Annotated in this window: 12 protein-coding genes; 9 read left to right on the forward strand and 3 right to left on the reverse strand. The window is 63.1% G+C overall.

The features are described from left to right. Positions 1 to 125 precede the first annotated feature (125 nt). A complete protein-coding gene (locus GFK26_RS03825) occupies positions 126 to 551 on the reverse strand; it encodes a hypothetical protein (protein WP_228122047.1) in 426 nt (141 codons plus the stop codon). A gap of 284 nt (positions 552 to 835) precedes the next feature. Further along, complete coding sequence (locus GFK26_RS03830; RefSeq protein ID WP_093299016.1) at positions 836 to 1,285, reverse strand: hypothetical protein; 450 nt, start codon at positions 1,283 to 1,285, stop codon at positions 836 to 838. A 903-nt stretch (positions 1,286 to 2,188) separates the two neighbouring features. Here GFK26_RS03830 and GFK26_RS03835 point away from each other — a divergent pair. From GFK26_RS03835 to GFK26_RS03875, 9 genes are all read left to right on the forward strand, one after another. After that, on the forward strand, positions 2,189 to 4,117 hold the full coding sequence (locus GFK26_RS03835) for a copper resistance system multicopper oxidase (RefSeq protein WP_322745832.1): 1,929 nt from the start codon (positions 2,189 to 2,191) through the stop codon (positions 4,115 to 4,117). Then, a complete protein-coding gene (locus tag GFK26_RS03840) occupies positions 4,114 to 5,193 on the forward strand; it encodes a copper resistance protein B (RefSeq protein WP_228121900.1) in 1,080 nt (359 codons plus the stop codon). Before GFK26_RS03835 ends, GFK26_RS03840 begins: the two co-directional genes overlap by 4 nt. A gap of 12 nt (positions 5,194 to 5,205) precedes the next feature. Then, positions 5,206 to 5,742 (forward strand): c-type cytochrome, encoded by a 537-nt coding sequence (locus tag GFK26_RS03845; RefSeq protein ID WP_093299006.1) that lies wholly within the window; start codon positions 5,206 to 5,208, stop codon positions 5,740 to 5,742. A gap of 40 nt (positions 5,743 to 5,782) precedes the next feature. Continuing rightward, a complete protein-coding gene (locus tag GFK26_RS03850; protein WP_176947363.1) occupies positions 5,783 to 7,624 on the forward strand; it encodes a glycoside hydrolase family 15 protein in 1,842 nt (613 codons plus the stop codon). Beyond that, positions 7,621 to 8,613 carry an SDR family oxidoreductase gene (locus GFK26_RS03855; RefSeq protein WP_093299001.1) on the forward strand — a complete coding sequence of 331 codons (993 nt, stop codon included), beginning with the start codon at positions 7,621 to 7,623 and terminating at the stop codon, positions 8,611 to 8,613. Before GFK26_RS03850 ends, GFK26_RS03855 begins: the two co-directional genes overlap by 4 nt. Positions 8,614 to 8,616: 3 nt before the next feature. After that, entirely contained in the window at positions 8,617 to 11,154 is a 2,538-nt protein-coding gene (locus tag GFK26_RS03860) for an NAD-dependent epimerase/dehydratase family protein (protein ID WP_093298999.1), read from the forward strand. A gap of 226 nt (positions 11,155 to 11,380) precedes the next feature. Next, on the forward strand, positions 11,381 to 11,719 hold the full coding sequence (locus GFK26_RS03865) for a hypothetical protein (protein WP_093298995.1): 339 nt from the start codon (positions 11,381 to 11,383) through the stop codon (positions 11,717 to 11,719). A 5-nt stretch (positions 11,720 to 11,724) separates the two neighbouring features. Beyond that, the gene (locus GFK26_RS03870; protein ID WP_153280863.1) at positions 11,725 to 11,868 is read left to right on the forward strand and encodes a hypothetical protein; all 144 of its coding nucleotides are present in this window, start codon (positions 11,725 to 11,727) and stop codon (positions 11,866 to 11,868) included. Next, on the forward strand, positions 11,858 to 12,187 hold the full coding sequence (locus tag GFK26_RS03875) for a four-helix bundle copper-binding protein (RefSeq protein WP_093298992.1): 330 nt from the start codon (positions 11,858 to 11,860) through the stop codon (positions 12,185 to 12,187). Before GFK26_RS03870 ends, GFK26_RS03875 begins: the two co-directional genes overlap by 11 nt. A gap of 76 nt (positions 12,188 to 12,263) precedes the next feature. Here GFK26_RS03875 and GFK26_RS03880 read toward each other — a convergent pair whose 3' ends face one another. Further along, on the reverse strand, positions 12,264 to 13,526 hold the full coding sequence (locus tag GFK26_RS03880) for a type II restriction endonuclease (RefSeq protein WP_093298990.1): 1,263 nt from the start codon (positions 13,524 to 13,526) through the stop codon (positions 12,264 to 12,266). Positions 13,527 to 13,532: the final 6 nt, after the last annotated feature.

Here is a 13,532-nt window from a genome sequence, read left to right on the forward strand (position 1 = left end):
CGAACCTGCGAGTAGGTTGTCGGGCCGCTCCGGTGCACCGAGCACAGCTCGACGAACACGGCAAGGCACGACCGACGCGCCGTACCGGCCCACAACGGGCCGTCGGCGCAAAGTCGGTCAGGCGATCAAGTTCGGGAGACGCAGTGCAGGATGGCGTGAGGCGGCGAGGCCGCAACCAGTGCACTCAGGGAGGTGGCCGAAGGGCGCGCAGGAGGCACCGTCTCAGGCACCCATGGGGTCAGGGCATAGATCGCCGACAGCAACACCGGCGGAACCGTCAGTGTGGATGCGTGGTCGCTTTGCTGCCCGTATTTGCAGTGCTCGGCGCACAGGTTGCCGGAAGCCGTGTCAGTCGCGCCCACCATGTCCGCACAGGGCGATCCTTGCACGGCCGAGTCACGAGAGTTGTCTGTTGCAGAGACAGCGCCTTGCGCCATCGACATGTCAGTGGACAAGCCACCCGCCAGACCCGCGGAAAGCGCGGGGCAGGCGTAAGCGGCGATCGCCAACTGCGAGAACAGCAGCAAGCCGATCAGGCCCCGGGCCACCATCTGCACGAGTCCACGCCTCATCGCTGCACCTCTGGCAACACCGACACGGCCGCACGTCCAGCGCATGATGCGTTGGCGAGCCGTGTGAGGAGGGTTGCGGAAATGAGCATTGGAGAACGCGTGAAACGCTGCTGATGGAGTCCGTGCCTGGAAAGTGGTTCCGCGAATTCTAGGCCTGTTGCTCAGGAAACGGGGCGAGCCGTGGCAAGACGTGCGGCTTGCGGCGGACGACAGCGTTGTGATCGGCGCTCAATTGCCTGGCGGTCGCCCGGTGGCCAGGTCGCTCAGCGGCGCATGGTCGCGGGTGCGTCCGGCAGTTGGCCCTGCTGGGTGAGGCGCTCCACGGGCGTGCCGAACTCCGGCTGCTCACCGCGCAGGCGTGCGTACGCAGCTGCGGCTTGCCGATAGGCAGGGCGAGTCGTGTCCGCACCCGCTTCGCCGTTGGTGGCGGCGGCCAGACCCGAACGCATCCAGGCCAGCGTGTCCGCCTGGACCATCGCGCGGGTGTTGGAGGACACGCTCACGACGGCGCGCGGATTGCCCTCGGGATAGCCCTGGTCCATTGAGCTTTGCAGCCAGCGCTGCGTGTCCGCGGCAACGGCTGCACGGCTGGTACTCGAGGTCAGCGGCGCCGGGCGAGGATCGCCTTCGGCATAGTTGCCGGCCAGTGCGGGTCCTGCGATCGCACCGAGCAGTGCGGCCAGCGTCAGGGAGGTCCTAAGGGAAGTCTTCATGTTCGGTCCTTTGGCGGTCAGAGGGTTGGCATTTCCGGAAATGAACAGCGCTGGGACTTGTCTTTCCGATGCGTCAACTTTAGGCTGCGGGTCCGTGGGTTACCGCACGCGCAGATTACAGTTATGTCATCTATCGGGAGCCATCCGTCGAGCTACCGCCTGCCGAGCGCGAGGGCTTGGCGAAGTTGACGCGGCGGCGCCTCGACCAAGGACAAGAACGCCGGGCTCGGCCGATCTCACGATCAAATCAGCTGTTATCTGACAGACGGCACTCTCCAGACACCAATCATTCGGGCATCAATCTGGTCGGCCCGTCGATTGGATAACCAAGGCTGCTGCAGCATGTCCTGCTTTCGAGTTTTGCTTCTTTGGGCACTCACACTCGCCGTACCGTTCCAGGGGTACGCTGCAGCGTCCATGGCTTTCTGCGAGACCGAGCAGGCCGAAGCCGCCGAAACAGTTCACGTGGGTTCGCATCATCACTCGCATGCCGCCGCTTCCGATGCCGACCACCTCCAGGGGACGGACGATGAAAGCGCTGGACACCCCGATGGCTCAGGCGTTGCACACAAATGCGGGACCTGCGGAGCCTGCCACGCGGTGGCATTGGTGGCTGATACCTCCGTAGTTCGCACTGAGCATCTGCCGGCAGCGGATCTGGCAGAGCCCCACGTGCGACCGACAACCCTCTTTCCGCTCCTCCTCGAACGCCCGCCTCGGGCCTGAAGAACCCGCTCGCCCTCGACATTGACGTCGGGCGCAAGTGCTTCGTATCGCCGGTAGCCGCCCTCCCAACTCGGGAGGGGCATGACGCATCCCAGCCATGAAACTTCGAGGACTCCATGCCCTATTCATCAACACGTCCAAAGAGCAAGCCCACGCGCATGCGTACTGTTCCAAGCAGTGTTCAGTTTCGTTGCGCGCCTGAGATCCGATCACCCGATCGGCCACGCTCAATCGGCCTGGACGCGCTCGCCGGCGCTGCTCGCTCAAGACGTCTCGAGACGAGAAGGGGCGCACCATGAAGCCGACTTCAAACGGCGCCGATCGGCGCAAATTCGTGATGGGTCTGGGCTCTTTCGGGGTCTCGGTGGGTTGACATTGCCTTCTTCGTTGTCCTGGGCCGCGGCGGCAGGGCAAACCGAACTCACGGAATTGCGTGGAACGGAGTTCGATCTCGAAATAGCGCAGACGCCCGTCAATCTCACAGGACAAGCCCGCATCGCCACGACTGTCAATGGCCAGATTCCGGCGCCGACGCTCAGATGGCGCGAGGGGGATACGGTCACGCTGCGCGTGACCAACCGACTACCGGTCGCGAGCTCGATTCACTGGCATGGCATCCTGGTCCCTGCGGCCATGGACGGCGTGCCTGGCCTGAGTTTCAACGGCATCGCACCCGGCGAAACTTTCGTCTATCGCTTCCCAGTCAAGCAGAGCGGCACTTACTGGTACCACAGTCACTCCCGATTCCAAGAGCAAACGGGTCTGTATGGGCCCATCGTGATCGACCCGCGCGATGGCCCTCGCTTCAGAACCGACCGCGAGCATGTGGTGCTGCTTTCGGACTGGACGGATGGCGTGCCCGAAGAGATCTTCCGAAAGCTGAAGGTCATGAGCGGGTTCTTCAATTTCAACCAACCGACGGTTGGCGACTTCAAGCGAGACATCGCCCAGATGGGTATCCAAGGCGCGCTCGAAAAGCGAAAGATGTGGAACCGCATGCGCATGGTCCCAACCGACCTCGGTGATTTGACCGGCACGGCTCAACTGCGTAGCGCCGCGCGCTATCTTCTCAATGGCAAGACCGCGGATCACAACTGGACTGGCGCGTTTCAACCCCGCGAGAAGGTGCGGATTCGGTTCATCAACGGGTCGGCAACCACCATCTTCGATGTCCGCATACCGGGACTGAAGATGACCGTCGTCGCTGCAGATGGTCAGGACGTCCATCCGGTGACGGTGGATGAATTCCGGATCTCCGTTGCCGAAACCTACGACGTGGTCGTCGAACCAACCGACGACAGGCCCTACACCCTTTTCGCTCAATCGATCGACCGAACCAATTTCGTCCGCGGCACGCTTGCGCCTCGCGCCGGGATGCAGGCGCCGGTACCTGAGGTGGGCAAACCTCAGTGGTTGACCATGACCGACATGATGGGCGCCATGGGCGTGATGGGGAGCATGGGCGGGTCCAAGGGCAAGGGCGAGATGGATGGAATGCAGGAGATGGAGAACATGCAAGGCATGGACCACTCGAGCATGGCCGGAATGGGGACAGAGGGTAGCGCGAAGCCCGCCATGAAACCGCCGCGCGTGCGCCACGCCCGTACGGAGTACGGGCCCGGCGTGGACATGCACGTCGACATGCCGCGTACCAACCTCGACGACCCGGGCATCAATCTGCGGGACAACGGAAGACGCGTCTTGACCTATGCCGATCTCCACACGATCGGCGGACCGATCGACAGCCGGGAGCCTGGCCGTGACATCGAGTTGCACCTCACCGGCAACATGGAGCGATTCATGTGGTCTTTCGACGGTCAGAAGTTTTCCGAATCGAAGCCCGTGCACTTCCGTTTCGGCGAGCGGCTTCGATTGGTGCTCGTCAACGACACGATGATGAATCACCCGATTCACCTGCACGGGATGTGGGGTGAACTGGAATCTCCCACTGGCGAGTTTCTGGCTCGCAAACACACGATCAACGTCCAGCCCGCGCAGCGCGTGACCTACCGGGTGACCGCGGATGCGATGGGGCGTTGGGCTTATCACTGTCATATGCTGTACCACATGGAAGCAGGCATGTTTCGCGAGGTGCATGTGTCATGAACCCGCTTCAGCTCAAACTTGCGCGCAGCAGCATTGCAGTCGCAACCGCATCTTTTCTACTCGGCTTCACAGTTTCTGCGATTGCCCAGAGCGATGCGTCCAAGCGCATGGACGACATGCCGGGGATGGGCGCGAACATGTCCGATCCCACGTCGAAGGGAGGTGCATCCAACAAGGTCGCGCCGACGTCACCGTCAAAAGAGCTAACCGAGAAGAACAATCCTCGATCCACCGCAGCGCCTATGGATCTCGGACAGGTGCAGGGAATGCCCGGAATGAAAGGCGGAAGCTCCGACATGAAGGACATGCCCGGAATGAACATGGGCTCCATGCCCGGCATGGGCCCGATGCAAGGTGGCACCCCCCCTCCCGATGCCCGCAACCCAGACGCCCATGCTGAGGGGATGCCGAAGATGGCCATGCCCGGAATGGACATGGCGGATGACGAGCGCTTCGGGCGGATCCTGGTCAACGAGTTGGAATATGCAAAGGGCAGAGATGCTCGTGGCCAGAACCTCAACGTCGAAGCCTGGTACGGGGGCGACTACAACAAGCTTTGGATCAAGGCTGAAGGTGAACGCCGCGCGGGCCGCCTTGACGCCTTTCGCACCGAAGCACTCTGGGACCATGCCATCGCCACGTTCTGGAGCACGCAGTTGGGCTTGCGGCACGACAATGGGGGTGGCGGACGCTCGCGCAGCTGGCTGGCGTTCGGTGTGCAAGGCCTTGCTCCGTACTGGTTCGAAACCGAAGCAACAGCCTATGTGGGTTCAGGCGGCGCGCTCGCCGCACGTCTCGAACTGCGCTATGACCTCCTCCTGACGCAGAAGTGGATCCTCCAACCCAAGCTCGAAGCCAACTTTTATAGCAAGAGCGATCCGCAGCGCGGCATTGGGTCGGGACTCTCCGACATGGAACTGGGTGTTCGTCTGCGCTACGAGGTGACGAGGCAGCTCGCTCCCTTCATCGGCGTGACTTGGTCGAAGAAGTTCGGGAACACAGCGGCTTACGCAAGACAGGCTGGCGAACGCGTTCGAGACACGCAAATCGTGGCCGGCGTGAGATTGTGGTTTTGACAGGAGCATCCCATGTCGAAACGGATCTCAACGATGCTTGCCGGAGCGGCTGCTGTGATCGTGATTGCCGCTGCAGGACTTGCGGCTGTTTGGTGGACGGGAGGGTACAACGTCGCGGCGGACGAGGCGCACTCCCGGCCTGTCGCTTCCGCCCTGACTTCAATGCGCGAGCGCTCGGTCTCTGCGCGCGCGCGAAGGATCGCTGTGCCAGACCTCGAGTCACCGCAGATGGTCGCCCTTGGCGCAAAGCAATACAGGGAAATGTGTGCGAGCTGTCACCTGGCACCGGGGATAGAAAACACAGAGCTGCGTCGAGGACTCAACCCGCGCCCACCGGATCTCGCACGCCATGGCGTGCACGATCCGGCGGAATCCTTCTGGATCGTCAAGTACGGCATCAAGATGTCTGGAATGCCGGCGTGGGGCCTCACCCACGACGATCAAACACTCTGGGCCATCGTGGCCTTCATGCAGCGCATGCCGAAACTGTCGGCAAAGCAGTTCGATGAACTGAGCTCCGACGGCGCGTTCCATCACGATGCGAACTAAAAAGGGTGGACCAAGCGCCGTCTGCTCGGATGAGTACAACGTGAAGACACATCAAGCATATCAACCCATCTCCGACTATGCGCTGATCGGCAACACGCATTCGGCCGCGTTGATCGGACGCGACGGTGCGATTGATTGGTGCTGCCTGCCGCAATTCGACAGTCCAGCGGTCTTCTGTCGGCTGCTGGATGCCCAGCTCGGTGGTTATTTCAAACTCGCGCCCGCTGGCGCTCACCGGAGCACACGGCGCTATGCAGCGAACGGTGCGGCACTCGAAACGGAGTTTTCGACTGCGGGTGGTGCCGTTCGCGTGACCGATTTCATGCACAGCGAACGCTTGGCCACCAGTCGGATCGGGATCGATAAAGCCCACTGCCACCGGTTGCTGCGGTGCATCGACGGCCTCGGCGGTGATGTTGAGCTGGAGGTAGCGCTAAGACCGACATTCGACTTCGCACGGCAGGCCGCGCATTGGAACCAAAGCGCGCTTGGCTGGCATGTCACCGGCGGCGGGCAGCACCTGTTATTGGAAAGCATGCCTGTCATCGAATGCCGCCTGCGCGGCGACATAGCGCAGGCGCGGCTTTCTGTTCGCACCGGTGAGCGGGCCTGGCTCATTGTGTCGCAGGTCGACGCCATGACGCTTCAGGCTCCTCCGCCCGCGGGCGATCCCGAGGTGCTGCTCGAGGAAACGCGACGTCATTGGGCGGAATGGGACCGGCTCTATACCTACGAAGGGCCCTATCAAGCGCAGGTTCGCATCAGCGCGCGCGTGCTCAAGCTTCTGACATTCGGCCCGACCGGAGCACTGGTAGCGGCTCCTACGGCCTCGCTGCCGGAGCTCGTCGGCGGCGCACGCAACTGGGACTATCGATTTTGCTGGCTGCGCGATTCGGCGCTGGTGTTGCGCGCGCTGATGGCCGTCGGCTACCACGAAGCCGCGATGGATTTCTTTCGTTGGCTGGAAGAGTTATGCCAAGGGGAATGCGATGCGATCCAGATCATGTATCGGATCGACGGCGGTCGAGACCTTCCTGAGCAGGAACTGGAGCACCTGGAGGGATACCGCGGTTCCCAACCGGTACGCATCGGCAACGCAGCGGCGCAGCAGAAACAGCTCGACGCCTACGGTCACGTCCTGGATGCGGTTCTGGTGTGCCATGAGGGCATGCGCATGTCGTTGAGTTCGGGCCTGCGGCACGTGCTTGCGAGGTTGGCGGATGAGGCGGCTGCGCACTGGCGTGAGCCTGACCAGGGCTTCTGGGAAAGCCGCGGGCCGCCACAACACTTTGTCTCATCGAAACTGATGTGTTGGGTCGCTCTGGATCGAGCCGTTCGACTTGCGGCCACGGCCGCGCTCGAAGGCAACGTGGATGGCTGGAGGGCTGAGCGCGATGCGGTGCGCCAGGCAATCCTGGAGCATGGCTACGACGCGAGAGCACAGGCGTTCACCCAGGCCTTCGGCAGCGCCGAACTCGATGCGAGCGCGCTGCTGATCCCGCTCGTAGGCTTCCTTCCGGCCGGTGACGAGCGGATGGCCAACACCGTGGAAAGCATTCGCCATCGGCTCATGAACCACGGACTGGTGTACCGCTACGGCGGAAACGACGGCGTCGCAGGCGGAGAGGCGGCGCTTGCGATGTGCAGCTTCTGGATGGTCGATAACCTCGCACTGCAGGCTCGGGTCGACGAGGCATGCATGCTGTTTGAACACATCGTCTCCTTCAGCAGCGATCTCGGTCTTCTTTCCGAGGAAATCGATCCGTTGACCGGCCAGTTGCTCGGCAACTACCCCCAGGGCTTCACTCATTTGGCGCTGATCGAATCGGCACTGGCGATCGGTGCCGCGCAGCGCAGGCAGATGCGAGGAGCGCAGGAATGAACGGCCCCCTTGTTGTTGTCATCAGCGGGGGAACCGCCGGCGTCGGACGGGCAACCGCGCTTGCATTCGCGCGCCGGGGCGACTGGGTCGCGATCCTTGCGCGCGACGAGGGGCGCCTGCAATCCGCGTGTGCCGAACTGCGCGCAACCGGATCGACCGTCCTTGGAATCGCCACCGACATGGCGGATGCCGCGCAGGTGGAGGCTGCCGCCGACCGCATCGAGCGCGAGCTGGGTGTGATCTCCATCTGGGTCAACAACTCGGCTACGACGGTTTTTGCGCCGGTGCTGGAGACGACGCCCGAGGAGTTCAGGCGTGTGACGGAGGTGACATACCTCGGTGCGGTCCATGGCACGCTCGCCGCGCTCAGGCGCATGCATCCGCGCAATGACGGCTGCATCGTCCAGACGGGGTCGGCCCTTGCTTATCGTTCGATCCCGCTGCAGTCGGCCTACTGCGCCGCAAAGGCCGCCATCCGCGGATTCACGGATTCGCTGCGCTGCGAACTGATCCGCGACGGCTCGAAAGTGCGGCTCACGATGGTGCAATTGTCCGCGTTCAACACGCCGCAGTTCGAATGGGTGCGAAGCAAGCTGCCGCGGCGCGTTCAGCCCGTGCCGCCGATTTTTCAGCCCGAGTTGGCAGCCGACGCCATCGTCTGGGCCGCCACCCATCGTCGGCGCGAAGTGTGGGTCGGCTGGCCGGCCGCGAAGGCCATTCTTTCAAGTCGCATCGTGCCTGGCATCGGTGATCGGTTGGCGGCCCGGCAGGCGTATGACTCCCAGATGACGCTGGAGCCGGCGCAGCCCGGCCGGCCGGACAACCTGTTCACGCCCGTGGCAGGTCCTTTCGCAGCCCACGGACGCTTCGATGCCCAGGCACGCGGCGCCAGCGTGCAATGGTGGTGCTCGAAGCAACGCTGGACGCTGACGGCGTTCGCGGCGGCGCTGGCGGTCGCGGTCATCTTTTTGGCGCGCTGGAGCAACTGATCAATGAATAGAAATGCCAAAGGCCTCGTGCTCGTGACCGGCGCCAGTGGCTTCGTCGGGCGCGCGGTGGTGGCTCGACTCGCGAAGCTCTATACCGTCGTCGCGCTGGATCGCCCGGGCCCTCCCGACCTTGGCGCCGGCGCCAAGGTCGTGGATATCGACCTTGCTTCCGACGCCAGCGTACGAGATGCTCTGGCGCGCGTGCGCGCCGATTTTGGCGGCCGGGTCGCGTCGGTGATTCATCTGGCGGCCTATTTCGACCTCGAAGGTGTCCCTCATCCCGACTACGAGTGCGTGACCGTGGGCGGCACGCAGCGGCTGCTGCGCGAACTGCAGGCTTTCGAGGTTGAGCAGTTCGTGTTCGCCAGCACGCTGCTCGTCCATGCACCCGGGCGGCCGGGTCAACCGATCGATGAGGACTGGCCGGTCGAGCCGAAGCTGCCGTATCGAGAATCGAAGATCAAGACCGAAAAGTTGATCCGCGAGGAACGCGGCAAGATTCCCGCCGTCTTCGTTCGACCCGCCGGCGTCTATGACGACAAGGGACACGCGGTCTTTCTGGCCCACCAGATCGCCCGCATCTACGAGCGCAAGCTCAACAGCCGCGTCTATCCGGGCAACCTTGATGCGGGCCAGCCGTTCTTGCACTTGAACGATCTGGTCGATGCGCTGAAACGGATCGTCGAACGCCGCCACGAACTGCCACCCGAGTTGCCCGTGTTGCTGGCAGAGCCGAGGACACCTTCGTTCCGAGACCTGCAACAGGCCATTGGCCGCCTGGTGCACGGCGAAGCATGGGCTACAAAGGAAGTTCCCGAGGGAATCGCGCGCATGGGCGTCGAGCTTGAGGACAAGGTCCTGGGCGAGGATCCGTTCATCCGGTCCTGGATGGTCGAGATCGCGGGCGACCATTACGAGGTCGACATTTCTCGCGCGAGGAAGCTGCTCGGCTGGCGGCCTCGACATGCGGTGATGGATGTGCTGCCGAAGATTGTCGAGGCCTTGAAGTCCGATCCGCCTGCCTGGTATCACAGCAACAAGCTGAATGCGTCCGTGGTCGCAGACCGCGCACCTGCCGTTCTCGGCCAGGGCGACGCAAAGACCGAAACCCACCATGACAGCATGCGGGAACATCAACAGCAGATGCGACGCATGCACTTTGACATGCTGTGGGTCCATTTCTTCAACATGCTGCTTGGCGGATGGCTCATAAGCAGTGCGTTCGCGTTCGACGCTTTTGATGCTCAAGCCTTCGGCCACATGATCTGGCAAGTGACCGCCGAGCGCGGCCTGGCCGATCCGGCGCAGCGCATGGCTTGGCTCGGATGGAGCGATGTCGTCTGCGGCGCACTGATCATCCTGTTCGGCGCGATGTCTCTGTCGCAAAAATTTTCGTGGGCGCAGTGGGCCAATGCGGCCGTCGGCGTCTGGCTGCTGTTCGCGCCGCTTGTGTTTTGGTCGCCGAGCGCCGCGATCTACAACAACGACACCTTGGTCGGGGTGCTCGTGATCAGCTTCGCCATTCTCGTTCCCATGATGCCGGGGATGAGCATGGAGTCGATGATGGACCAGTCCGACATGCCGGCAGGCTGGTCCTATTCGCCATCGACTTATCTGCAACGCCTGCCGATCGTGGCGCTGGCATTCATCGGCTTCGTCATTGCACGCCAGCTCACCGCCTACCAGCTCGGCCACATCGCTGGCGTCTGGGACCCTTTTTTCTCAGGCACGGCAGGGCGCAACGGAACCGAAGCGATCATCACGTCCGACGTGTCCAAGGCGTGGCCGATTGCTGATGGCGGGCTCGGCGCAGTGAGCTATCTGCTGGAAGTCCTGATGGGCGTCATGGGCGGGCGGCAGCGCTGGCGAACGATGCCGTGGATGGTCGCGGCGTTCGGTGTGGTGGTGGTCCCGCTGGGGGTGGTCAGCATCTACTTCATCATCATCCAGCCGATCATGCTCGGCACCTGGTGCGCCTTATGCCTGGTCGCGGCGCTCGCGATGGTCATCATGATCCCCTATACCCTCGACGAACTCGTTGCGATGGGACAGTTTCTCGTCCAAGGCCATCGCCGCGGCGACCCGTTCCGGCGCATATTTTTCATGGGTGGCCCCTCTCCCGGGAGCAAGCAGGATCGACAGCCCGATTTCGACGCGCCGCTGATCAAGACAGTCGCATCTGCCCTGCGCGGCGTGCAAGTGCCTTGGACACTCGCCGCCTGTGCGCTGCTCGGCGCAGGATTGATGTTCACGCGTTTGATGTTCGGTTCCGAGCCGCCCATGGCCAACAGCGATCACCTGGTTGGCGCGCTCATCATCACGGTGGCGATCTCGGCCATGGCGGAGGTAGGTCGGCTGCTGCGCTTCATCAATGTTGCGCTGGGTCTTTGGCTCGTTGCCGCGCCATGGGTCTTGGACGGAGCGTCGGTTGCCGCCTCCGCAGGAAGCGTCGCTTTCGGAGTTGCGGTGGTCGCGCTCAGCCTCCCGCGGGGACGACGCAGCAAGGAACACTATGGCAGCTGGGATCGCTGGGTCCTGTAGGTGCAGGCGCGCCGCGCTGATGGCGGTTGCGAAGGCTCTCGCCGACAGAGTTCGAACAGCTCATCTGGCAATCGCGCGGGAGATTGGATTACGCAACTGTAATGCCCGCGTCCGGCTTTCGCCAAAGCCGCTTCCTACAGTGGGTGCGACAGCTGTCCCCACAGGGGGCCTGACGGGACAAATGTCCTTTTCGCCGGAACGCCGGCAACGACCCAAGGAGCTTTTCATGACGAACCAGAACACGATCCCTCAACGCAAAACCTTCACTCTCAAGAGCACGCTCATCGGATTCAGCGCTGCCGTTCTGTTCTCGGGCACTGCCATTGCGCAAAACCACACGTCCGAGGCCGTCCCGCAGACGAACACGAAGCCGCAGATCGCAGCCGAAGCCAAGAAGAGCGCGAAGCCGACGGGAACCAAACCGATCAAGGATGGCAGCACCGCCGAGGGCGAAGGCTCGGGCGTGAAGAAGACGACGCGGCCCGAGGCCACGGGCCAGGGAAGAGCCGCCGCTCGGGAGGCGCGTCCGCACCGCGATCCCGGTCAAGGCGGCACCCCGAAGTAACCACCATGAAATCCATGCTGTCGGGCTTCGCAACGACCAAGGTCCTGGAGGGGGGCGGCAGCAGATGGTTCAGGGCTGTCGAGCCACGGCAGCCCATTTGTCGCCGGGTCACCGGCATTCACTTCAAAGGAGTCGACAATGTCACATGAGAGCTATACCGCATGCATCGAAGCCTGCAACGGCTGCGCCACTGCCTGCAATCATTGCGCGTCCGCGTGCCTGAAAGAAGACAACGTCAAGATGATGGCAAGGTGCATCGCCCTTGACATCGATTGCGCCGCTGCCTGCCAGTTTGCTGCGGCCGCAATGGCCCGCGGCAGTGAACATGCCAAGGCCATATGCGCACTGTGCGCGGACATCTGCGACGCATGCGGTGCAGAGTGCGAGAAGCACCAGATGGCTCACTGCAAGGCGTGCGCCAAGGCCTGCAAGGATTGCGCTGCTGCATGTCGGGCCATGGCGCATTGATGATCGTTGGACTTGCGCAGCGGGCCGCGCTCTTGGCGAAGCGGCGCGCGGCTCTCCTCGTCACCATGGGTTTGGGTCACAGCGAATGAGAGATCTCGCTCAGCGGCTTCAAGCCCGAACCGAACCGTCCAATCGCTTCGCGGTGCGCTCCAAGCTCGCTGTAGGGCAGATAACGGATGCCGAGTTCGGCGACGCGCGAGAATGCCGGGCGGCGCAGCTGCAGCCGGACATCCTCGCGGCGTGCATCAGGTGCCACGAGAAACATCGAGACGCCCTTGCCCAGTTCGGTGCCCAGCGCGAGGTCTAGCATCCGCACGATGCCTGAGTAGATGGAGGTCGAATGCTCCACCTCGAAAGCCGCGGCGATCTTCGAGCCGTCGGACTCCGCCCAGATGACGTCGATCAACCGCACCGAGTCCAGGCCGGGCTGGGCGCCCGCGGGCAATTGCGTCAAGCAACCGTCGCCGAGCCGACCCCCCGCATAGCCGCGTCCCTGGTCGTTCGAAGCGATCCAGACGCCGAAGCCGAGCGACTTGCCCAGATCGCGCAGCCATCCTTGAATTTGCGTGTGGGTCGCCTCGCTCTCTCGATCTGCGGCCCAACGCTTGTGAGCGGCCGCTGAATCTTCGCGAACCTTCTCGAGGTCGGCCTCCCAGCCCTGAATGGCCGCGACATCATCGCTGCGCGGCGGCGGCGCGTACCGGCCCGAGCCGATGTCGAAGAGCAATCCGGCCAGTGCGCCCATGTCGTTGGACAGCAGCCGGCGGTGCTGCGCGTTCAGCCGAAGGCAGCCCTCGCGCATGGAAAGGTAGTGGTCCCACTTGCCAAGCTTGACGTTGCTGCCCGTGACGGCGTTGTAGCCTTTCACGATCGCCGTGTTGAAAGGCATCACGATCGTGGGATGAACGAAGTACAGCAGGTTCGCCACAGCCGGCCCAAGGCCCTTGATCCGATGCGCGTCAATGCGGCGGATGGCCTCGACCACCTCCTCGGCGTTGTCGCAGCAGTCGCAGGCATGCAGCAGTCGGGCAAAGGCACGCTGATTGGCATCGTTCTCGTAGATGTCGGGAATGCGCAGCTTCGGCTTCCAGAGAAACGCGTGGTCGGCGCCCTTGAAGATCTGGCGTTGCTCCGCCACCGAGCCGACGACGGTTTCGAGCGAGGAGCCGCGAAACGCGCTGCCGAATGTCCCTGCATCGATGTCCTTGACCACCTGGGCCAGGCCCCGGCGGATGGAGCGGAAATTCTTTAGCCGCTCGTCCCATAGAAACCAGGAGTTGTAGGTGCTCAATGAATCGGTCTTCCAGTGACCAATGAGAACTTCAAGACCAATGGACATGGGCGC

It is taken from the genome of Variovorax paradoxus (assembly GCF_009498455.1).
Taxonomy (GTDB): domain Bacteria; phylum Pseudomonadota; class Gammaproteobacteria; order Burkholderiales; family Burkholderiaceae_C; genus Variovorax; species Variovorax paradoxus_H.